At 52.4% G+C, this 22,692-nt stretch carries 19 protein-coding genes; 6 read left to right on the top strand and 13 right to left on the bottom strand.

What is annotated here, in order from left to right:
- Window positions 1-17 precede the first annotated feature (17 nt).
- Together OB13_RS11240 and OB13_RS11235 are read left to right on the top strand one after the other, a co-directional pair.
- Window positions 18-1,334 (top strand): TolC family protein, encoded by a 1,317-nt coding sequence (locus tag OB13_RS11240; RefSeq protein ID WP_461490261.1) that lies wholly within the window; start codon window positions 18-20, stop codon window positions 1,332-1,334.
- A gap of 127 nt (window positions 1,335-1,461) precedes the next feature.
- A complete protein-coding gene (locus OB13_RS11235) occupies window positions 1,462-2,721 on the top strand; it encodes an MgtC/SapB family protein (protein WP_461490260.1) in 1,260 nt (419 codons plus the stop codon).
- 3 nt (window positions 2,722-2,724) lie between these two features.
- Here OB13_RS11235 and ilvA read toward each other — a convergent pair whose 3' ends face one another.
- The 10 genes from ilvA to OB13_RS11185 form a co-directional block, all read right to left on the bottom strand.
- Complete coding sequence (gene ilvA, locus OB13_RS11230) at window positions 2,725-3,996, bottom strand: threonine ammonia-lyase IlvA (protein WP_461490259.1); 1,272 nt, start codon at window positions 3,994-3,996, stop codon at window positions 2,725-2,727.
- A gap of 6 nt (window positions 3,997-4,002) precedes the next feature.
- Window positions 4,003-5,049: a ketol-acid reductoisomerase gene (gene ilvC, locus OB13_RS11225; RefSeq protein ID WP_461490258.1), complete on the bottom strand. Its 1,047-nt coding sequence runs from the start codon at window positions 5,047-5,049 to the stop codon at window positions 4,003-4,005.
- Between the two features lie 166 nt (window positions 5,050-5,215).
- Window positions 5,216-5,824, bottom strand: coding sequence for an acetolactate synthase small subunit (ilvN, locus tag OB13_RS11220; RefSeq protein ID WP_461490257.1), 609 nt, complete (start codon window positions 5,822-5,824; stop codon window positions 5,216-5,218).
- A 23-nt stretch (window positions 5,825-5,847) separates the two neighbouring features.
- Complete coding sequence (gene ilvB / locus OB13_RS11215; protein WP_461490256.1) at window positions 5,848-7,581, bottom strand: biosynthetic-type acetolactate synthase large subunit; 1,734 nt, start codon at window positions 7,579-7,581, stop codon at window positions 5,848-5,850.
- Window positions 7,544-9,262 carry a dihydroxy-acid dehydratase gene (ilvD, locus tag OB13_RS11210; RefSeq protein WP_461490255.1) on the bottom strand — a complete coding sequence of 573 codons (1,719 nt, stop codon included), beginning with the start codon at window positions 9,260-9,262 and terminating at the stop codon, window positions 7,544-7,546. Before ilvD ends, ilvB begins: the two co-directional genes overlap by 38 nt.
- 363 nt (window positions 9,263-9,625) lie before the next feature.
- Window positions 9,626-10,519 carry a branched-chain amino acid transaminase gene (locus OB13_RS11205; RefSeq protein WP_461490254.1) on the bottom strand — a complete coding sequence of 298 codons (894 nt, stop codon included), beginning with the start codon at window positions 10,517-10,519 and terminating at the stop codon, window positions 9,626-9,628.
- A gap of 540 nt (window positions 10,520-11,059) precedes the next feature.
- Window positions 11,060-12,178, bottom strand: coding sequence for a 3-isopropylmalate dehydrogenase (leuB, locus tag OB13_RS11200; RefSeq protein ID WP_461490253.1), 1,119 nt, complete (start codon window positions 12,176-12,178; stop codon window positions 11,060-11,062).
- Window positions 12,166-12,762 (bottom strand): 3-isopropylmalate dehydratase small subunit, encoded by a 597-nt coding sequence (gene leuD, locus OB13_RS11195; RefSeq protein WP_461490252.1) that lies wholly within the window; start codon window positions 12,760-12,762, stop codon window positions 12,166-12,168. The genes leuB and leuD overlap by 13 nt, the downstream gene beginning before the upstream one ends.
- Window positions 12,762-14,156, bottom strand: coding sequence for a 3-isopropylmalate dehydratase large subunit (leuC, locus tag OB13_RS11190; protein ID WP_461490251.1), 1,395 nt, complete (start codon window positions 14,154-14,156; stop codon window positions 12,762-12,764). The genes leuD and leuC overlap by 1 nt, the downstream gene beginning before the upstream one ends.
- Window position 14,157: 1 nt before the next feature.
- Window positions 14,158-15,324 (bottom strand): 2-isopropylmalate synthase, encoded by a 1,167-nt coding sequence (locus tag OB13_RS11185; RefSeq protein WP_461490250.1) that lies wholly within the window; start codon window positions 15,322-15,324, stop codon window positions 14,158-14,160.
- A gap of 166 nt (window positions 15,325-15,490) precedes the next feature.
- Between OB13_RS11185 and OB13_RS11180 the strand changes: the two genes are divergently transcribed.
- Complete coding sequence (locus tag OB13_RS11180; RefSeq protein ID WP_461490249.1) at window positions 15,491-17,035, top strand: hypothetical protein; 1,545 nt, start codon at window positions 15,491-15,493, stop codon at window positions 17,033-17,035.
- Between the two features lie 119 nt (window positions 17,036-17,154).
- Here the strand turns inward: OB13_RS11180 and OB13_RS11175 are convergent, their stop codons facing one another.
- Genes OB13_RS11175 through OB13_RS11165 form a run of 3 tightly spaced genes read right to left on the bottom strand, consistent with a single transcriptional unit; the run spans window position 17,155 to window position 20,285 of the window.
- Window positions 17,155-18,222: a bifunctional 3-deoxy-7-phosphoheptulonate synthase/chorismate mutase type II gene (locus tag OB13_RS11175; protein WP_461490248.1), complete on the bottom strand. Its 1,068-nt coding sequence runs from the start codon at window positions 18,220-18,222 to the stop codon at window positions 17,155-17,157.
- Window positions 18,223-18,274: 52 nt separating this feature from the next.
- Window positions 18,275-19,453: a pyridoxal phosphate-dependent aminotransferase gene (locus OB13_RS11170; RefSeq protein ID WP_461490247.1), complete on the bottom strand. Its 1,179-nt coding sequence runs from the start codon at window positions 19,451-19,453 to the stop codon at window positions 18,275-18,277.
- 10 nt (window positions 19,454-19,463) lie between these two features.
- Window positions 19,464-20,285, bottom strand: coding sequence for a prephenate dehydratase (locus OB13_RS11165; RefSeq protein WP_461490246.1), 822 nt, complete (start codon window positions 20,283-20,285; stop codon window positions 19,464-19,466).
- A gap of 700 nt (window positions 20,286-20,985) precedes the next feature.
- Here OB13_RS11165 and OB13_RS11160 point away from each other — a divergent pair.
- From OB13_RS11160 to OB13_RS11150, 3 genes are all read left to right on the top strand, one after another.
- Complete coding sequence (locus tag OB13_RS11160) at window positions 20,986-21,177, top strand: cold-shock protein (RefSeq protein ID WP_191182998.1); 192 nt, start codon at window positions 20,986-20,988, stop codon at window positions 21,175-21,177.
- A gap of 141 nt (window positions 21,178-21,318) precedes the next feature.
- The gene (locus OB13_RS11155) at window positions 21,319-21,546 is read left to right on the top strand and encodes a hypothetical protein (RefSeq protein WP_461490245.1); all 228 of its coding nucleotides are present in this window, start codon (window positions 21,319-21,321) and stop codon (window positions 21,544-21,546) included.
- A gap of 53 nt (window positions 21,547-21,599) precedes the next feature.
- A complete protein-coding gene (locus tag OB13_RS11150; RefSeq protein WP_461490244.1) occupies window positions 21,600-22,052 on the top strand; it encodes a cold-shock protein in 453 nt (150 codons plus the stop codon).
- Window positions 22,053-22,692: the final 640 nt, after the last annotated feature.

Here is a 22,692-nt window from a genome sequence, read left to right as displayed (position 1 = left end):
TTCATCCTGCTACTTATATGAAGTATAAATTTGCTGTCCTGTATGCGTTGGTTCTTTCGTGTATACTTTCGGTAAGCGAGGCCAAAGCTCAGGACGTCCTGACACTTGAAGATGCTGTTAAGATTGCGCTGGAAAAAAATTTCGATATCAAACTGGTCGCCAACGACCTGGAGATAAATGTAAACAACGTGAACCGTGCCAATGCCGGCATGCTGCCTTCAGTTACTGGTAATCTTACCCAGAGCAATACCATCGAAAACAGCTTCCAAAACCGTGAAAACGGCACTGTAGTAGAGCGTAACTGGGCTAAAGGCTCTAACCTGAACTACGGCGTAAGTCTGAACTGGACCGTGTTCGACGGTTTTGGGATGTTTGCCCGGTATGACCAGCTAAAAGAGCTCCAGAAACTGGGCGAAGCTAACCTGCAGCAAACTGTACTTGGCCGCGTAGGAGATGTCATCAGCACCTACTACAACCTGGTGCAGCAGCAACAGCAGCTGCAGGCGCTTGATACCACCATGAACATCTCCCGCCTACGGGTACAAACGGCTCAGAACCGGTTCGAGATCGGGAAAGCGGCCCGCCTGGAAGTACTGAATGCGCAGGTGGATTTTAACACCGACACCACCAGCATGCTGCGTCAGCAGGAGCTATACCTGAACACCCAAACGCTGTTGAATGAGCTGCTGGGCCGCGATGTGAACCTGCGCTTCAGGGTGGTGGATGGCATTACGATCGATGAGCAACTGGCTATTGCTGATTTATCTGCGAAGGCCCTGCAGCAGAACCCTTCGCTACAGGCGGCTGTCATCAACAAGCGGGTAGCCGAACTCGATCTGAAACAGGTAAAAGCTAATCGAATGCCTACGCTTAGCGTCAATACAGGCTATAACTTTAGACGGGCTGAGTCAGCACTTGGCTTTTCGACATTATCTACCAATGATGGCTTGAATTATGGCGTATCGGCCTCGGTTAATGTTTTTAATGGATTTCTGCAACGCCGCAACGAACAAAACGCAGCCATCTCCATCAAGAGTGCCGAACTGGATTACGAACGGCTTACCCAGAACCTGAACGCGCAGTTGGCAATTGCCCATCAGACTTACCTGACGAGCCTTTCGCTGGTAAAACTGGAAGAAAAGAACCAGCAGATTGCCAAGCAAAACCTGGAGATTACACTGGAGAAGTACCGCCTAGGCAGCATTGCTCCGATCGAGTTCCGCGATGCTCAGCAGAACTTTGTGAATGCAACCGTTCGCTTCAGTACCGCTCAGTACCAGGCCAAACTGGCCGAGGTATCCCTGAAAGAAATAGCCGGCGTGCTGAACTTCTAAAATCAATCAGGGCTTTATCCGTCTTGCACCAACAGTAATATTAAAGTATAAAAGTATAGCCATGGCTATACTTTTATACTTTAAGGCTGTATCTTAGACCGGCACCACCAGGTGCGTTGTTGCACTTATGGAGCAGGACCTTTTCCAGACACTTGCCATTTCACTCGGACTTGGGCTATTGGTGGGCTTGCAGCGCCAGCACCAGAATACCCGTATTGCCGGCATCCGCACCTTTCCGCTCATTACACTTTTTGGTACCTTATCAGCATTGCTGGCGCAGGAGTTTGGCGGCTGGTTACTCGGGGCAGGTATGCTTGCTACGGCCGCAATCGTTGTGGTTGCCAACCTGATGAAGCGGCACGACCCGGAAGTAGATGTAGGCCAGACCACCGAAGCGGCCCTGCTGCTGATGTATGTGGTAGGTGCTTACCTGGTGCTGGGCAACACGACGGTAGCCGTGGCAGTAGGGGCAATAGTCGCCGTACTTCTCCATCTGAAAGAAACCCTTCACGACTTTGTCGCCCGCATCGGGCAAAAAGACCTGACGGCCATTATGCAGTTTGTGGTGATATCGCTGGTAATACTGCCGGTATTGCCCGACAAAGCGTATGGCCCCTACCAGGTACTCAACCCCCACAACATCTGGCTGATGGTGGTGCTGATCGTAGGCATCGGATTGCTGGGTTATTTTGTATACAAATTTTTTGGCAGCAAAGCCGGCACTTTCCTGGGCGGTGTGCTCGGCGGACTGATATCCAGCACGGCTACCACCGTCAGCTATGCCCGCCGCTCCAGGCAGGCCCAGGGAAGCACCAACCTGGCGGCTCTGGTCATCTTCATCGCCTCGACAGTAGCCTTCCTCAGGATACTGGCCGAGGTGGCTATCGTAGCTCCAGCCACGCTTTCCGAAGTAGCTCCGCCCCTGCTGGCCGTCATCGGGCTGATGTGTGTGACGGGGCTGGTGGCCTACTTTACCAACAAAGAAGAAGGTGACCAGATGCCGGAGCAGGAGAATCCGGCCCAGCTGAAAACCGCCCTGGTGTTCGGCGCCATCTATGCAGTCGTAATACTAGCTACCGCTTTCGCTAAAGACTACCTGGGCAGCAGTGGACTCTTCATTGTCGCTGTTATTTCCGGCCTTACGGATGTGGATGCCATCACCCTGTCGACCTCGCGGCTGATGCATGTCGGCAATCTTTCTCCTGCCAGTGGCTGGCGCATCATACTGGTTGCCGCGCTTTCCAACATTGCCTTCAAAGCTGCCCTGGTGGGCTTTATGGGCAACAAGCCCCTGTTGGGCAAAGTGGCCTTATTGTTTGGCATTGTGCTCCTGGGCGGGCTGCTTGTGCTCTGGCTGTGGCCAGAAGGTATAGCACTTTCCGCTTAACCCTTATACAAGCAGGCTCAGGAAGTCCTGCTTCCCGTTCAGGTACTCGAAGCCGAAGCCTTCGGCCTGCATCCGCGATTTGATCGCTTCCACATCGTGCGGCGCCTTTACTTCAATCCCTACAAAAACAGGCCCTTTTTCTTTGTTGTTCTTCTTGATGTACTGGAAATGGATGATGTCATCCTCCGGATGCAGCACCTTGTTAACGAATGTTCTCAGGGCGCCCGGTTGCTGGTTGAAGGTGACCATGAAATAGTGTTTCAACCCTTGGTGACGCATGGCGCGCTCCTTGATATCCTCCATGCGGGTGATATCGTTGTTGCTGCCACTGATGATACAGACCACATTTTTGCCAGCTATCTGATCGGCATAGGACTTAAGTGCTGAAATGCTCAGCGTACCGGCCGGCTCCAGCACCACGCCTTCTTCGTTGTACATCTTCAGGATGTCTTCGCATACCTGGCCTTCGGGTACCAGCACGATATCATCCAGCAATTCCCTGCAGATGGCAAAGTTCAGCTCACCGGGGCATTTCACGGCAGCGCCATCCACAAAGCTGTCGATCGTGTCCAGCGTCAGGCGCTGCTTCTCTCGTATGGATCGGTACATAGAAGGAGCTCCTAAGGGTTGCACCCCCACCAACCTGGTCTGCGGGCTCAGCTGCTTGAACACGCTCGAAAGCCCCGAAGCCAGCCCTCCCCCGCCGATAGGCATGAACAGGTAATCGATCTGAAACGAGACATCCCTCAGGACTTCCATACCTACGGTGGCCTGCCCCTCTATGACAGCCAGATCATCGAAAGGAGCAATGAAGGTGCTGCCCCGGCTGTCGCAAAATTCCTTGGCTGCCTGAAACGTATCATCATAAGTTGCCCCTGTGAGTACGATCTCTACCTTGTCTTTCCCAAAGAGCCGCACCTTGTTTACTTTTTGAGCCGGCGTGGCAGCGGGCATGAAAATATACCCTTTGATGCCCAGAAGCTGACAGGCGTAAGCCACACCCTGCGCGTGATTCCCGGCGCTGGAGCAAACGATCTCTCCTTCACGCTGGGAGAGCGGCAGCGTAGCCATCTTGTTATAAGCACCCCGGATCTTGTAGGAACGAACCACCTGTAGGTCTTCCCGCTTCAGGTAGATGTTTGCCCCATAATTCTGCGACAACCAAAGGTTTTGTAAAAGGGGCGTTTTAGTGATAACGCCCCTTAATCTTTGTGAAGCCTGCTCCACCTGCTGCAGCGAAACCAGGAATTTAGTATCTGTTATTTCTTTCTCCACTTCGTCTTATTTACTTAGGGAGCGTAGTTCTCTTACCTTGGCTCCCGTTTGCCATAATTCTGATTCGCGCAGTTCCTGCAGCTCGGCTTCGAGTTCCTGGCGGTAACCTGGTGTAGAACCGCGCTGTATCGTACGCTTGGCTTCAGTGCCCGAAGCCACGCTGTCGTAGAGATCGTTGAGTACAGGAAGAGTTGCTTCTCTGAATTTGCCTTTCCAGTCGAGGGCTCCTCGCTGCGCGGTTACCGAGCAGTTGGAGAACATCCAGTCCATGCCATTTTCGCCTACCAGGGGCACTAAGCTCTGGGTCAGTTCTTCTACTGTTTCATTGAACGCTTCGGAAGGTGAGTGCCCGCGCTGACGCAGCACCTGGTATTGCGCCTCGATGATGCCGGCCAGTGCCCCCATCAGAACGCCCCGCTCGCCGGTCAGGTCACTGTATACTTCTTTCCGGAAGTCGGTCTCGAACAGGTAGCCGGAACCAATACCGATGCCCATGGCGATAGCTTTTTCGTAAGCCTTGCCTGTTGCATCCTGATACACAGCAAAAGAAGAATTCAGGCCGCCGCCCTGCAGGTATAGCCGGCGCAGACTGGTACCGCTTCCTTTGGGTGCCGCCAGGATAACGTCAACATCAGCAGGCGGTACGATGCTGGTATGCTCATGGAATGTGATGCCAAAACCGTGGGAGAAATACAGGGCTTTACCGGCTGTAAGTCTTTCTTTGAGGGTAGGCCATACGGCGATCTGCCCGGCGTCTGAGAGCAGGTTGGCGATGATGGTGCCACGCTCTGCCGCTTCTTCTATCGTAAAGAGCGTTTCGCCCTCTACCCAGCCGTCCGCCAGTGCCTTTTGCCAGGAAGCAGAATCCTTCCGCTGTCCTACGATCACGTTGAAGCCGTTGTCACGCAGGTTTAACGCCTGTCCCGGGCCCTGCACGCCATAACCGATCACAGCGATCACTTCATTTTGCAGTACCTCCCGCGCTTTTGCCAACGGGAATTCTTCGCGTGTTATTACAGTTTCGTCTACTCCTCCGAATTTGATAGTTGCCATTGTTTGATTTGTTTTAAGGTTGGTTGATTTGATTTCTTTTTGGGACACAGGACGCAAGACACATGACGTAAGACTTTGGGTATTTCAACTAAGATTTATACTTACCCTTCGCTCAGACTAAAATTTGTGTCTTGATACTTGTGTCTTGATAATTGATACTGAAAAACTACATGGTGAAGACTTTCTCGCCGCTGCTCAGGTACTCGTTCTCCACTACCTCGTCGTGGGGTTCGCTTTCCTCGAACTCCTGCAGTTTCCGGTGGAAGCCGTCGCTGGCCTTGATGATGGCGATGCGGGCGCTGCGCACAAACTCAATGAGGCCATAAGGTTCAAGCACCTTGATCAGCTTGTCTGTTTCCTCGCGCTGGCCGGTGGTTTCGAACACCGTATAGTCTTTCCGGATCACCACGGCGCGGGCACCGTTCTCCCTGAGCAGACGCTCCACTACGGCGCGCTCGGCAATCACATCGGTAGGCACTTTGTAGAGCGCCATTTCCTGCCAGATCACGTCCTGGTTGGTGTTGAAGTATACTTTCAGCACACCCACCTGCTTTTCGATCTGCCCGGCAATCTTGCGCACCACTTCTGCCGTCTCTGTGATCACGATGTTGAAGCGGTGAATGCCTTCAATTTCCGAAGGCGAAGTGTTAAGGCTTTCCACGTTGATCTTTCTTCGGGAGAAGATGATGGCAACGCGGGTCAGGAGCCCGATATGGTTTTCGGTGTATACCGTGATGTTAAACTCCTGCTTGTCGGTATGGTTCTCGTTACGCATACTTATACTTGTTTATGCTGCTATTATTTCAGCCTGATCTCGCTTACACTACAACCCTGCGGCACCATCGGGAACACATTATTTTCCTTGGTAACCATTACCTCCAGCAGGAAAGAACCTGGATGCGACAGCATTTCCTGCAGCGCGTTCCTTAGTTCCTCGCGTTCGCTAACGCTTCTGCCGCTGATGCCGTAGCCGCCGGCAACTTTCACAAAGTCCGGACTGGCGATGTCTACAAAGGAGTAGCGGCGCTCGTGGAAGAGTTCCTGCCACTGCCGTACCATGCCCAGAAACCGGTTGTTGAGGATCAGGATCTTTAAATCCACTCCGCTCTGCATGATGGTGCCCAGTTCCTGCAAGGTCATCTGGAAACCACCGTCACCGATCACTGCTACTACGGTTCTGTCGGGTGCGCCGAACTTGGCGCCGATGGCAGCCGGTAAAGCAAAGCCCATTGTGCCCAGGCCACCACTGGTGATGTTGCTGCGGGTATGGTTGAGTTTGGCATAGCGGCAGGCCACCATCTGGTGCTGCCCTACATCCGTCACCACGATGGCGTTGCCGGCAGTCAGCTCGTTCAGCTGCTGCACCACCTCGCCCATGGTTAGCTCCCCGGAAGTAGGAAAAAGCTCCTCCCGTATCACGACATCAATTTCCTTGTCGCTATACTGGCGGAATTGCCCGAGCCACTCCCGGTGAACTTTGGCTTCTACCAGCTTAGTCAATTGGGGCAGTGTTTCTTTGCAATCACCCCAGACAGGCACTGTTACCGGCACGTTCTTGCCGATCTCGGTCGGGTCAATGTCCAGGTGAATCACTTTGGCTTGTTTGGCATATTTGTCCAGGCGCCCGGTTACGCGGTCGTCGAAGCGCATGCCGATGGCAATCAGCACATCACATTCATTGGTGAGCACGTTAGGGCCATAGTTGCCGTGCATGCCCAGCATGCCCACATTCTGCGGGTGGTCAGTTGGCAGTACGCCCGCGCCCATGATGGTCCAGGCTGCAGGTATACCGCTCTTCTCGATAAAAGCCTTGAATTCTCTTTCTGCTGTCCCCAGCATCACGCCCTGTCCCCAGAGCACAAATGGTTTTTTTGCCTGATTGATTAGTTCGGCTGCCTGCACGATATACTCGGGCCGCACAATGGGTTTTGGCCTGTAGCTGCGGATATGTTTGCAGGGCTGATAACCGGTAAACTCGAAAGCTTGCAGTTGGGCGTTTTTCGTGATATCGATCAGCACAGGTCCCGGACGGCCACTTCGGGCAATGTAGAAAGCTTTCGCCATCACATCCGGAATTTCGCTTGCATCCGTCACCTGGTAGTTCCATTTGGTTACCGGGGTGGTGATGTTGAGAATATCAGTCTCCTGAAAAGCGTCCGTGCCCAACAGGTGCGCATACACCTGCCCGGTGATGCAAACAAGCGGCGTGCTGTCGATCTGTGCATCGGCCAGTCCGGTTACCAGGTTCGTGGCACCGGGACCGCTGGTGGCAAACACCACCCCTACCTTGCCCGATGAGCGCGCATAGCCCTGGCCGGCATGGATGCCTCCCTGCTCGTGGCGCACCAGCACATGGTTCAGCTTGTCGGTATAATCATACAGGGCATCGTATACCGGCATGATGGCGCCGCCCGGATAGCCAAAGATCGTTTCTGTACCCTCAGCCAGCAGGGAAAGGATAACAGCTTCGGCTCCTGACACTGTTTTTGCCTGATCAGGCACTATGGGGGCTGGTTTCTCTTTCGTTAACATGGGCTTCTTCTAAATCGGTTATACATCCGTTACTGGCATCGCTCACAGTGCGTATATACTTGAGCAACACGCCTTTGCCCACTTTTTGGGCTGGCCGCTCCCACTTGTCGCGGCGGAGGCTCAGCAGCGCGTCCTCCACTTGCAGATGGATCGTATTGGTGTTGGCATCCAGTGTGATCCAGTCGCCGTCTTCGACCAGGGCCAGCGTGCCGCCGTCATACGCTTCGGGACAGACGTGCCCGATCACAAAGCCGTGCGTGCCGCCCGAGAAACGACCATCGGTGATCAGGGCTACTTTGTCGCCCAGTCCAGCTCCCATAATGGCAGAAGTAGGTTTCAGCATTTCCGGCATGCCGGGTCCACCTTTGGGGCCTACATAGCGAATCACCACGACCTGCCCGGCCTCGATCCTGCCCATGGCTATACCTTGGTTGAGTTCTTCTTCTGAGTTGAACACGATCGCCGGACCCTCAAAGGTCATTCCTTCCTTGCCTGAAATTTTGGCAACAGCACCTTTTGGTGCCAGGTTACCATACAAGGTCTGGATGTGACCATCTGCCTTGATCGGGTTGGACAGGGGCCGAAGCAGGTCCTGTTCTTCACCCAGCGGCTTTACATCGGCCAGGTTTTCAGCCACCGTTTTACCGGATACTGTCAGCAGATCGCCCGTGATCAGGCCTTCGTTGAGCAGTGTCTTCATCACAGCCGGCACGCCTCCCAGCGCCGAGAGGTCTTCCATCAGGTATTTGCCGCTCGGCTTTAGGTCTGCCAGCACCGGCACCCGGTTGCTCACTGCCTGGAAGTCTTCGAGCGTCAACTTTACCCCCGCTGCATGCGCAATGGCGATCAGGTGCAGCACGGCATTGGTAGACCCACCCAGCACGGTGATCAGCACCAGGGCATTTTCGAAGGCTTCCCTTACGAGTATGTCCCGGGGTTTCAGGTCCATTTCCAGCAGGCGCAGCATGTACTCACCTGTGCTCAGGCATTCATCCTTTTTGGACTGGCTGACAGCCGGCGATGACGAAGAAAAGGGAACTGACATTCCCAGCGCCTCGGCCGCAGACGCCATGGTGTTGGCTGTATACATACCGCCGCAGGCACCTGGTCCCGGACAGGCATTCCGGATGATCCCTCTGTAATCTTCTTCTGAAAGCTGACCGTTGAGCTTCTTTCCGTAGGCCTCAAAACAGGAAACGATGTTTAGCTTTTCCCCTTTGAACTCGCCCCCTTTTATCGTGCCGCCATATACCATCAGCGAGGGCCTGTTGAGGCGAGCCATGGCCATGAGCGAACCGGGCATGTTTTTGTCGCAACCCACCACACAGGCCAGCCCATCGTAGTTGTGTGCGCCGGTTATGGTTTCGATGGAATCGGCAATGATCTCCCGCGATACCAGGGAGTAGTTCATCCCCTGGGTGCCGTTGGTGATGCCATCGCTCACACCGATCGTGTTAAACCGAAGCCCTACCATACCTAGTTTGTTCACCCCCTGCTTCACCTCATCAGCCAGGCCGTTGAGGTGCATGTTGCAGGTGTTGCCGTCAAAGCCTGTGGAGCAAATACCGATGAAGGGCTTGCGCAGGTCTGCCTCTGAGAGGCCGGCCCCGATCAGCATAGCCTGTGATGCGGGGAGGCTATCATCCTGGGTATAAATGCGGCTGTATTTATTCAGTGCCATAATTGTTCTCTTACTATTTTTTCTACTTGTCAAGATTGCAGCGCCTTCAGGGTGACAGAAGGCAGGCTGAAAACGCCAGCTATACTTCTGTGCTTCTAAAGGAATGTCTTTCCGGAGGGCGTCTTCCGCCACCGTATGCGAAGCAATTTCTACCCTTTCCTACTGCTACCGAAAGCGTTTGTAGACTTACGTACTATTTCTAAGCGCTGCAACAACATCTTTAACTAATTAATTATCAGTTGTTTAATAATTAAGATATACATTTTCTACGTCTAGAAAACAACCAGCTTTTACTTGCTTTCTATACCTGGCAGCCCATTACGGAAAGCGTACCAACGCTATTCCGGAGGCAGATCCAGCTTTCTAAACCGGTAACACGGAGGTGACAGAACGCCCGGTCACCAGCGCTGAATACTGCGCGGCCAAAGCGGCGCCGATGGTGTCGGAAAACGGCTTTTCGAAGACATGGCTGTCTATAGAGGACACGCCGATTACTTCAGCGGCTGTGCCGGTAAGGAAGGCGCCTTCTGCTTCCTGCAGTTCTTCGGGTCTGAAGAATCGCTCGTGTACTTTGATACCAGCTTCCCGGGCAAGGTCGATAACGGTGCTGCGGGTTATCCCTTTCAAAATGCTTCCTGCCGGTGCGGTATACAACTCGCCGCCTTTTTCAAAGAAGAAGTTGGAGCCCGGCCCTTCGGCTACAAAGCCATTCATATCGAGCAGGAGCGCCTCGTCGTACCCTTTGGCTTTGGCATCGGAACTGGCGATGATAGAATTGGGGTAGTGTCCGGATATTTTGGCTTCGATGGGCACTGACTTGGGATTAGGCCGTTCGTAGGGTGAGACCATCAACCGCAGGCATTGGTCTCCGAGGTATTTGCCCCACTCCCAGGCGGCAATGAACAGATTGCTCGTTGCAGGTGTCTTTATCCCCATATTGGGTTCACCGGCATATACCAGCGGGCGAATGTAGGCATCCGTAAAATGGTTCTTTTCGAGCAGCCTGTACGTGAGGTCTGTCATCTCCTCTACCGAATAAGCTAGCGGCAGACCTACCGCCTGGCAGGAATAATGCAGACGCTCGTAATGCTCTTTTGCCTTGAAAATACGCGTCCCTGCCGGCGTGGTATAGGACCGGATGCCTTCAAAAGCGGCAAAGCCATAGTGAAGCGACTGGGCATAAATGCTACAAGTGGCTTGGTCAGCTTTTATAAAGTTGCCATCCAGAAAAACGATCGTGTTGTTGTTAAAATACATGGTTAGCGAATTGGTTAATATGATTAAGGTGAGAGTTTTATAAAGTAAAAAGCCTTTCCGACCGGGTAGTCAGAAAGGCTTTCTTGAGGCAACAGAAGTCCGTTTCTTCAACCCGGTGGCTGAGAGATAAGAATAATAATGACTAGAATGACTGCAGCTATCGGGTACATGTAGCGTAATTTCCTAAAGTGTTCTAAACAAAAACAGCCGTCTCTTGCGGGAGACGGCTGCCAAAGTATATCTATAATATCGCTTTCAGTTTCAGCAAACCATCTCCATTCCGCGTGTAATGACCACGAGGCTAATAATGACGATGACTGTGATTTGCTTTTTCATATAATGTTGGCAAATGTAATGCTTTTTCAATCATACACATACACTGTCTGAAATAAAATTTGAAATTTATACTTTTAACCAACTGTAAATTAAATTATTACAAAAACATTTGGGTTCATAAAGCCTTGCATGCAAGGTATAGTATACTATACCTGACAGAACCTCGCTGCTTCAAGTAGCGGCTTTCAAAGCAACCTTATCCGGTCAGATAATGGTGCTTAAACCTACCTCCATGTTGTTCCGTTGGGGCAGGCTGCCCATACCTTCCAGCACACAGTAAGCGATAAAGCTTCCTACCTGCTCGGTGGTATAGGGGGAATCGGCGTTCAGCTCCGGCGTCAGCACCCTGTTTTTCAAGGCATTCTGCACAGCTTCTTTCACGGCGTCAGCTTCCGTTTGTAGGCCAAAGTGCTCCAGCAACATGGCGCCCGACAAGATCGCTGCGATCGGGTTGGCTATACCTTTGCCTTTTGCCTGCGGGTAAGATCCATGGATCGGCTCAAACAGTGACACGATATTTCCGACGGAGGCCGATGGCAGTAAACCAAGCGAACCGGCAATCACAGAAGCCTCATCCGAAAGGATATCCCCGAACATGTTCTCGGTGAGCATCACGTCAAACTGGCGCGGATTGAGGATCAGCTGCATGGCGGCATTGTCCACAAACAGGTAGTCTACTGCTACCGTCGGGTATTGCGCAGACAGGCCCTGTACCACCTCCCGCCACAGCCGGGAAGTTTCGAGTACGTTGGCTTTATCGACCAACGTAAGCTTGTTGCGTCTGTTTTCAGAAGCCTGGAAGGCAAGATGGGCAATGCGGGTGATTTCTTCGCGGTTGTAGGTACAGTGATCGTACGCCTCATCTGCCGTACGGCCTTTGTCCCCGAAGTAGATGCCGCCTGTCAGTTCCCGGAAGATGAGCATGTCCGCTCCGGCAATGCGTTCGTTCTTTAAGGGGGAGTGATCGAGCAATACGTCGTAAGCGGTAACCGGGCGGATATTGGCAAACAGCCCCAGCGACTTGCGCAGCTGCAGCAGGCCCTGCTCCGGCCGTACTTTGGCTGCAGGATTATTGTCATACTTCGGATCACCGATAGCGCCCAGCAATACCGCATCGGCGTAATAACAGGCTTCCAGTGTTTCCTCGGGCAGCGGGCTGCCTGTAGCGTCTATGGCGCAGGCACCCATCAGGTGGCTCTCAAAGGTAAAGCGGTGGCCAAATCTTTCTGCTACTGCCTCCAATACCTTGATGGTTTCATCACAGACCTCGGGCCCGATGCCGTCACCGGGCAGTACAACGATCTTCTTATTTAATATCTCCATGCTCTTGTACTTTCGTATGCTTCTATCGCCTCTTTCTGGCTCACTAAAAAATCAATGTCATCATAGCCTTTGATCAGGCACTCTTTCTTATAAGGATCGATCTCAAAGGGTATACGTTTTCCGCTCGCCGGGAGGAAAAGTTCCTGCTCGGGCAGGTTCACTTCAAACACCGTCTGCGGATCGGCATCCACCAGGGCAAACAACTCCTGCAGTACTTCGTCCGATACCTGCAAGGGCAGCAGACCGTTGTTGAGGGCGTTACCCCGGAAAATGTCAGCGAAATAGCTGGAGATCACAACACGGAAACCGGCATCGTAGATGGCCCAGGCGGCGTGTTCACGGCTGGAGCCGCAGCCAAAATTTTTTCCGGCCAGAAGTACCTGCCCACTGTAGCGGCTGTTGTTCAGCGCAAAATCGGTTTTGAGTTCGCCGCTGCCGTTGTAGCGCCAATCCCTGAAAAGGTTCTCACCAAAGCCTTCCCTGGAAGTAGCTTTCAGAAAGCGGGCAGGTATAATCTGGTCGGTATCGATATTTTCAATCGGCAGGGGAACAGCTCCTGTCCGGATGATTTCAAACTTCTCCATTAGTTGAGGTATTGGGTTATGTCCACGATCCTGCCTTCCACTGCCGTGATCGCCGCTACCAGGGGGCTGGCCAGCAGCGTGCGGGAACCCGGTCCCTGGCGTCCTTCGAAATTCCGGTTGGAAGTCGAAACACAATAAGCACCGGCCGGAATTTTGTCTTCGTTCATGGCCAGGCAGGCACTGCAGCCCGGTTCACGGAGCTCAAAGCCTGCATCGGCCAGCAGCTTGTCCAGGCCTTCCTGGCGCGCCTGCAACTCCACCTGCTTCGAACCCGGCACAATGATGGCCTCCACATGGCTGGCTTTCTGTTTCCCTTTCACATACTCCGCTACAAGGCGCAGGTCTTCGATGCGCGAGTTGGTGCAGCTGCCGATAAACACATAATTCACTTCTTTGCCGAGCAGGGATTCGCCGGGCACAAAACCCATGTACTGCAACGATTTGTCGAAGCTGGCGGTCTCACTGGCCGGAACGTCTGTAGGTATAGCAGCATTGATGGCAATGCCCATACCGGGGTTGGTGCCATAGGTGATCATCGGGGTGATGGCGGCTGCATCGAACTGGTATTCGGCGTCAAACGTGGCTCCTTCTTCGGTATACAGGGTGTTCCAGTAGGCCAGCGCCTGCTCCCATTGCTCTTCCTGCGGCGCATACGGCCGCCCTTTCAGGTAGGTATAGGTGGTCTCGTCCGGAGCGATCATGCCGCCACGGGCTCCCATCTCGATGCTCATGTTGCACACCGTCATGCGGCCTTCCATACTCAGGGAGCGGATGGCGCTGCCGGCATACTCTACAAAATAACCGGTCGCCCCGCCGGTTCCCAGCTGGGCGATCACGTAGAGGATCAGATCTTTGGCCAATACGCCTTTTCGCAGCTCTCCATCGAGCGTGATTCGCATTTTCTTAGGACGGCTGAGCAGTAAACACTGCGTCGCCATGACCTGGGTCACCTGGCTGGTGCCGATCCCAAAGGCAATGGCTCCGAAGGCGCCGTGCGTGGAGGTATGGCTATCGCCGCACACGATTGTCATACCGGGCTGCGTCATCCCCAGCTCGGGTCCGATCACGTGCACAATGCCCTGGTTGGGGTGGCCCAGGCCAAAAAGTTCTACGCCATACTTTTCACAGTTAGCGGTCAGTTTATCTACCTGATGGCGTGACAGCTGATCCTGTATGGGCAGGTGCTGGTTCCGGGTAGGCACGTTGTGGTCTGCGGTGGCGACGATCTGTGACGGACTGTAGAGCGGCAACTGGCGCGCCTCCAGCTCGTCAAAAGCCTGCGGACTGGTCACTTCATGTATCAGGTGCTTGTCGATGTAAAACACGTCCAGGCCACCTGCGATGGAACGCACCACGTGGGCATCCCATATCTTATCAAATAAGGTCCTCTTCATCCTAATTCTCCACTAACAGGTTTTCCTTTTCTACCAACACATGCAGATCCTTGTCATGCACTTCTTTGGCACGGTCTGCCACCTGCAGGAAAGATTCGTATGCTTTATCCAACGTAGTTTTGTCGAAATTGTAACCGATCTTCTGCAGGCGGAAAGCCAGCGCAGCCCTTCCGGATCGCGCCGTCAGCACGATAGAAGAATCCATTCCCCCGACATCCCGCGGATCGATGATCTCATAGGTTTCTCGGTGCTTGATCACGCCATCCTGATGAATGCCACTGGAGTGGGAAAATGCGTTTGCGCCCACAATGGCCTTGTTGGGTTGTACCGGCATGCGCATCATATGCGACACCATGGCCGAAGTTTCGGTAAGCAGTTTGCTGTTGATGTTGGTCTGCAGGTTCAGGTAGGGGTGCTGCCGCATGATCATCACCACTTCTTCCAACGCGGTATTGCCCGCGCGCTCTCCCACGCCGTTGATGGTACACTCGATCTGGCGGGCGCCGTTGACTGCGCCTGCAATGGAATTGGCCGTAGCAAGGCCCAGATCATTGTGGCAATGAGTAGAAAGGATCACGTTCCCGATGCCTTTCACGTTTTCGTAGAGGTACTTTATCTTAGCGCCGTATTCCTCAGGCAGGCAATAACCTGTTGTGTCCGGTATATTGAGCACGGTGGCTCCGGCCTTTATGGCTGCTTCGCATACCCTGGCCAGAAACACGTTGTCGGTTCGGCCGGCATCTTCGGCATAGAACTCCACATCCTCTACATATTTTTTAGCAAATCTGACGGCAGCCACGGCACGCTCCAGTACTTTGTCCTGGGTGGTGCGCAGCTTGTGTACGATGTGCGATTCGGAAGTACCTATACCTGTGTGGATACGCGGGCGTACTGCTGCCTTCAGGGCTTCGGCAGCCCGCAGTATATCCTCCTCCACTGCCCTGGAAAGTGCACAAACCGTAATCTCTTTGGTCTGAGCGGCAATGGCTTTTACTGCCTCAAAGTCTCCGGGGCTCGAAACCGGAAATCCAGCCTCTATCACATCCACCCCCAACAGCTCTAACTGCCTTGCAATCACTAGCTTCTCCTCCATATTCAGCTTGCAGCCGGGTACCTGCTCGCCGTCCCGCAGTGTGGTGTCAAAGATTTGTATTTTCTGGACCGACATAGTTAATTTGATTTCTCTATTGCTAAAAAAGTCTATACTTTGAGGGCAATTAAGGCCTTAACGGGCAACTTCAAAAACAATTTTCAGAAAGGCTTACTATTTCCAATAGTGAAATTCCAAAGCATAACGCCCTGAAAACCAATAAATTACTTCACATTCAAATACAATGGCTACCGAAACTACCGATCCCGTTTTTCAACTGGTAAAAACCCTGACCAAATCTGAGAAAAGACATTTCCGTCTTTTTGCCAAGCGGCAGGGAGCCACGGAGGGATTAAAATTTTTGCAGCTGTTTGATGCGCTTGACAACCTGGGCATGTATGAGGAGGAGAAGGTACTGGAGCTGGCCCCCGCCCTGAAGAAGGCACAGCTCGCGAACATGAAGGCCAATCTTTACAAAAACGTGTTGTCCAGCCTTCGCCTCTACCACGCCAGCCAAAACATGGACATACAGCTGCGCGAGCAACTGGACTATGCGCGCGTGCTCTATAACCGGGGCCTCTACCAACAGAGCCTGAAAATGCTGGAGAAGGTAAAAACACAGGCGCAGCAGGCAGAGATGCATCATACGGCCCTCGAAGCCCTGGATTTCGAAAAGATGATCGAGTCCCAGTACATCACCCGGAGCCTGGCCGGAAGAGCAGATGCTTTGTCGGAAGAAGCCATGAGCATCACTGCACAGGTCACCCGGATTCACAGGCTATCCAACCTGGGACTTCGCATGTACGGGCTCTACATCAAAGTAGGGCACGCCCGCAACGATGAAGACTACGAACGCATTACGGCCTACTTCCAGGAGCATCTGCCAGAAGTGGAACTGCGGGATGCCGGCTTTTTTGAGAAGCTCTACTTTTATCAGTCGCATGTCTGGTATTATTACATTGTGCAGGACTTCCGCTCCGCTTACCGGTATGCGCAAAAGTGGGTGGATCTTTTTGAGCAACATCCGACCATGAAAGAGAAGCAGGCGCTGCTCTATATCAAAGGCTTGCATAACCTGCTGGCGGCTTTGTTTAACATGCTCTACCATAGCAAGTTCAAGGAAGTATTGCAGCAGCTGGAGGATTTTTCTGCGGACGAAAAAAGGCGCAGCAGTCCCAATACCGAAATGCTGCTGTTTCTCTACATCGAGACCAACCGGATCAACCTGTACTTTATGGAAGGCCGGTTTACGGAGGGGCTGGAGTTTGTGCCCGCCATACTGGATAAGCTGGAGTACTTTAAAGCGCAGCTGGATCCGCACCGGAAACTGATCTTCTACTTCAAGATAGCCAGTTTATACTTTGGCAGCGGAGACAACTACAAAGCAATCGAGTACCTCAACAAGATCATCCGGTTCAAGGACCTCAGCCTGCGGGAAGACCTGCAATGCTTTGCCCGTATCCTGAACCTGATCGCCCACTACGAAGCCGGTGAGGACGAGGCATTGGAATACCAGATCAAGTCCGTCTACCACTTCCTGGGCAAGATGAATAACCAGCAGCAGATGCAGGTGGAGATCTTCCGGTTCCTGCGCAAACTGGGTGATATTGCACCCCACGAACTCAAAGACGCGTTCATTGCCCTCAAAGATAAACTCGAAAGTATAGCCGCCAATCCGTTTGAGCGCAGGCCGTTCCTATACCTGGACATCATCTCCTGGCTCGAAAGCAAAATAGAGAACATCCCCGTGCAGGAGGTGATGAAGCGTAAATTCAAAGCCATGAAGTAACCGGCGTTTCTACAGGTATACCGGCACCTTTCCCTTTACTGTTCTCCCCTGTTTTTCCTGCCCTCCTGAAGTTTTGTGTCGGATAACACAGCACTTCAGGAGGGCGCTTTGCATGCTTTTTATTTTCTCGACAACTGGTTTTGCGAGTTCACGGACTCCTGGTGTATGCTGTTGAAGAGTTGGGTCACGAACTCTCCGTTCAGATTTCGGCTGGCCGCCTGGCTGGCATGCTTGGTCAGCAGTTCGGCCCATCTTTCTTCCTGCATGATGGCCATACCGTGTCGTTTTTTGTACTGCCCGATCTCGGTAGCCACCTGCATGCGGTAGCTCAGCAGATCGATCAGTTGCTCGTCTATGTAATCGATGGAACTGCGCATGTTGTTCAGATCGGCCATGGCCAGTGTGTCGGTTGGCTGGTTTTTGGCTTTCAGTTTCGCCAGCAGACCCAGCAGCGTTTTGGGAGTGATCTGTTGGGCCGCATCGCTCCAGGCGGCATCCGGGTTGATGTGCGTCTCGATCATGAGTCCGTCCATGTCGAGGCCCAGCGCCGTTTCGGCTATACCTGCCAGGAGCTGACGGTTGCCTGCAATGTGACTGGGATCGTTGATGAGCAGGATATCCGGACGCTGCGCTTTGAGGGCAAGCGGCATCTGCCATTCCGGATTGTTGCGGTAGATGGATTTTCCGAGTGGGGAAATACCCCGGTGAATGGCACCCGGGTTGCTTATACCTGCTTTTTCCAGGCGTTCGATGGCGCCAAGCCACAGGTTCACATCCGGGTTAACCGGGTTTTTTACCAGTACCGGAATGTCCACTCCCTGCAACGCATCGGCAATCTCCTGTACGGCGAACGGATTGGCGGTCGTGCGTGCGCCGATCCACAACACATCGATGCCATGTTTGAGGCACTCCTGTACGTGGTCTTTGTTAGCCACCTCCGTTGCTACGCGCAACCCGGTTTCTTCCTTCACCCGCTGCAGCCATACCAATCCCTGGGTACCAATCCCTTCGAATAATCCCGGACGCGTTCTTGGCTTCCAGATGCCGGCTCTGTAAATACTTACATCCGTTGCCTTGAGCTGGTGCGCTACGGCCATCACCTGTTCTTCTGTTTCGGCGCTGCAGGGACCTGCTATGATCAGGGGTTGTTCTTTTGTATTGGTTGGCCAGGTTGTCATCTTTTCCATGGTATTCTGATGTTTTGTATGCTAAGTTGAGTTTTATTTCTTTGTTCAATTGTTATGCTTGTGGAGTGCTGCAGAGCTCGTGCTTCCGTATCCGCTCCAGCAGGGTGGCCAGTATGTCGGCAGGCTGCGTGAGCGATACCCGCACGTAGCCGTGGCCATTCTGCCCGTAGACCGGGCCCGGTGCGACAAACAGGTCGAAGGTGTCGAGCAGGTAATCGCCGAAGGCAAAGCTGTCCTGCCAGGTGGCAGGTATTGCTGCCCAGATGTAGAGGCCTGCACCGCCGGAGCTGTAGGTGCATTGCAGCGCATCCAGTACCTGGCACACGAGCTGCTTTCTTTCCCGGTAGGTGTTATTCAGGGGTGTATACCACTCTGCTCCGGCTGTCAGGGCCACGGTGGCCGCGTCCTGTATCGGCCGGAAGATGCCTGTATCGGCGTTACTTTTCATCTTGGCCACGGCATCAACAAAGGGAGCGCTGCCGGCCAGTACGCCCAGGCGCCAGCCCGGCATGTTATGGGATTTGCTCAGCGAGTTAAGCTCTACGGCCACTTCTCTGGCGCCAGGTATGCTCAGTATGCTCAGCGGTTCTTCGTTCAGGATCAGCCCGTAGGGGTTGTCGTGGCAGAGCAGGATCTGGTGCTTGCGGGCAAAAGCGACCAGTGCCTCCAGGTCTGCTTTGCCTGCTACCGCCCCGGTCGGGTTTCCCGGGAAGTTCAGCCACATCATTTTGGTAGCCGGCGTGATCAGCTTCTCCAGTTCCGCCAGGTCGGGTAACCAGTTATTTTCTTCCCGGAGGTTGTAGTAGATGGATCTGGCACCGGCCAGCACCGCAGCACTTGCATACACCGGGTAGCCCGGGTCCGGCACCAGCACCTCATCCCCCGGATTGAGGAAAGCCATTGACAAATGCACGATCCCTTCTTTGGAACCAATCAGCGGAAGGATTTCCTGCTGGTGATCCAGCTGCACATTAAACCAGGTATGGTACCAGGCACTGAACGCCTTCCGCAGCTCCGGCGTGCAGCGGTAAGACTGGTACTGATGCGCTTCGGCCTGTCCGGCCGACCGGATCAGCTCTGCGGTTACCTTCGGATCAGGTGCCAGATCCGGGTTGCCTATACCTAAATTCACAACGGTACGCCCCTGTGCTTCCAGCTGGCTGATCTCTGCCAGTTTCTTTGAGAAGTAGTAGGTTCCGGTGCTGCTGGCGCGTGTTGAAACTGTGATCATAAAATGTGACTTATTGCGAGTTTGCGGTTGTATATTTTCCCATCAGGGTAAGGGATTCGGCGTGAGCGCTGAGCGCCTGCAGTAGCTCGTCCAGCTGCTCTTCCTGCTCAAAGCGCAGGTCCAGGTAATAGCGGTACTGCCAGGGCACTCCGGGTATGGTGGCAGATTCGATCTTGCTGAGCTGAATGTGGCGGGCCTGCAGCAGGGATACCAGTTGCGGGAAAGCCTCCGCCTGTTGTGGCAGCACGACAGCTACTGTCGCTTTGTTGCAAACCGCTACCGGCTGCTTTTGGGCAGACACGATCACGAATCGGGTATAGTTCTGCTTGCTTGCCTCGATCGCTTCTCCCAGTACCACCAGTCCGTACTGTTCCATGGCCAGGGCGCTGCCGATCGCTGCCAGCTCCACGGAACCGGCCAAGGCCACATCCTTGATGCTCAGGGCCGTGTCCTCGGAAACGATGAGCTCCACATCCGGGTAGTTTTCAAAGAAAGGGCGGCATTGGTTTAGGGCCATGTAGTGCGAGTATACCTTGCGGATGGTCTGGAGCGAGGCGCCCGGTACACTGCCCAGGTTCTGGCGGATGCGCATGACGACTTCGTCGCTGATCCAAAGGCCCTGCTCCCGTATCAGCTCCAGATTAGACTGAATAGTTCCCGAGATCGTATTCTCGATGGCCATGATGCCTTTATCCGCCACACCCGAGGACACCGCCAGGGCCAGTTCGCTGAACGTGAGGCAGGGCAGTATCTCAATCGGCTCAGAGCCGAAGTGCATCCGGGCAGCTTCTTCATGGAACGCCCCTCTTATACCTTGAATCGCAATCTTCATGTGCTATTAAAAAAAACGCCCCGGGATAATTTCCCGGGGCGTTGGTTAAATTTTATGTACCGAATAATCAATACAGCCCCGGGCGTTTACTAAAAAAGTAAAAGCTAAAACCAAAGTTGCTGTAATAATTATGTTTCGTATTCTGCGTCATCTCTGTAGAAATTCAATAAAAAAAGCCCCGGTTGTGCGGGGCTTGAATATGGTGTCTATACCTCTTCCCGCTCTAGTCCCCCAAGGGAAAAGTAAAGTAAAAGAAGGTATAAAATTTCTGTTGTGCTTTCATTTCGATGGGCAATGTAGAGAGTTTTTTTTATACATCAAATTTTTTTTTATTTTTTTTGCACCTCACGCCTTCTCTGCTCTCATCTTCGAAATATCTAAAATTCCAGGTAGGACACCGGCTTGGTCCTGAAAATTATAAAATACAATAATCAGCCCCCTGCAGCTTTCTGAGCAGTTTTCGGGACGTGTAGCCGGTATTCCGGTGCTCAATTGCCGTCCTTTCCGGGCAGTATCTCACTCGATTTATACAGCATTTTCAGATGCGCCAGTGGGGTATGCAGGGGTGCCGGAATAACAAATTATAACCCTCTCCGGCATTTCAGTGCCTAATTGTCAATTTTTCGTCGTATATTGTAGAAAATTTATGAACCTATACACTTCTATAGATGTAGTAAGTGTATAATTAAACATCACAATAATGAATAACGGAACAGTAAAATTCTTTAATGACCTGAAAGGGTTCGGGTTTATCAAAGAAGACAATTCAGATCAGGAGTACTTCGTACACGTATCTGGTCTGGTGCATGAGATCCAGGAAAATGACAAAGTAACATTTGACCTGCAAGAAGGAAGAAAAGGACTAAACGCAGTGAATGTAAAGCGTGCTTAGTTTAGACATACAAGCCATCTCAGGAAAGCCTTACGTTGAGTAAGGCTTTTTTTTAATGTGCTCACGGGAGAGAGGCTCCTTTCCTTTATCAGAACCAGCTGCCTCAGTTTTTTGTTTAAGAAGAAACCTTAACCCATCAAGATGAATAGGAAATATTTAGTAGATACCACCACCCGCGAATACCTGTGTGTAGCCTTACAAAAAGGACAGGAATGGACCCCCAACAATCAGGATTCACTACCAGAATTCATGAATTCACGTTCTAACAAGGACAACCCTGACTTCGAATTAGTGTCAGGTGAATACAACGACAACTCCTTCTTCGAGAAGTGGATACGCAACGGCACCAACTTCCTTTTCAGGTACTAAGCCGTCAGTTCAGTCTGAAAACATCAAAAAATACAAAAGAGCATAAATAACATATGGGTAGATCACAAGAAACCTTTAGTAAAAAAGAAAAAGAAAAGAAAAAACTAAAGAAAAGACAGGATAAAGAGCAGAAGAAAGAAGACCGGATTGCCAATTCTGACAAAGGAAAAGGCCTGGACGAAATGCTGGCCTATGTAGATGACAATGGAAACATCACCTCTACTCCTCCGGATCCGAAGAACAAGAAAGTCATCAAGCAGGAAGACATCAAGATTGGTGTTTCGAAGCAGGAAGATGTTGACCCGGCTGACCTGATCAGAAAAGGCACGGTAGCTTTCTTCAACGACTCAAAAGGGTACGGTTTCATTCAGGACCACGTAACCCAGGAACGCGTATTTGTTCACCAGAATGGCCTGGTAGACAAGATCAAGGAAAACGACAAAGTAACCTTTGAAGTTGAAATGGGCCACAAAGGACCGAATGCGGTCAATGTGAAGCTCGCTTAGTTTTCAACTTAGCTTTCCTGTCTGTTAATTCCCATTTCTGTCAAAAAGCATACGACGCATACTCTATTCCATCAACCTGGCAACACGACATCGTTAACAGCAGGGCTTAAAGGAAAGGGATGTGCGGCCTATGATTTGATTCCGGCTGAACCTCCTATCCAGGGATACACCCTCAGCCTGGCATACCTGCCACTACAAGCAACCAAAACTGCCCCTTGTCCATTTTATGGAGAAGGCAGTTTGGATTGCTATACCCAGCAGTCATTTCCCGATTACCAAAGATAACGCAGGTGCATGAAAAGCCCGGCGCTGCAAAAGCACTGGCATCATACCCTGAAAATTTCAGAAATTATAGCTGCTGCCTATACCTGTGCGCGATTGTTTTTCATAGGTATAGCCGCCAAACGGTTTCCCTCTCAACAAGTTGTTTCCTGTTCCCTTCTACGCAATCAGCTGCGCTATACCTGAGCGGCAGGCGCAACCGCTTGCCTGATCATCTGACCAATCCGGCTATACGCTAAGCCCGATCGTTTTTACGGCGGACAACGCTCATGGTACACGCGGCAGCATTTGTGTTGATCAGAGACGTTTCCGTACAGGATTCACCGCCATTGAAACCAGCAAGGGCAGGTATAGACTT

It is taken from the genome of Pontibacter sp. HJ8 (genome assembly GCF_054824225.1).
This window is presented reverse-complemented; position numbering and strand designations above follow the sequence as displayed.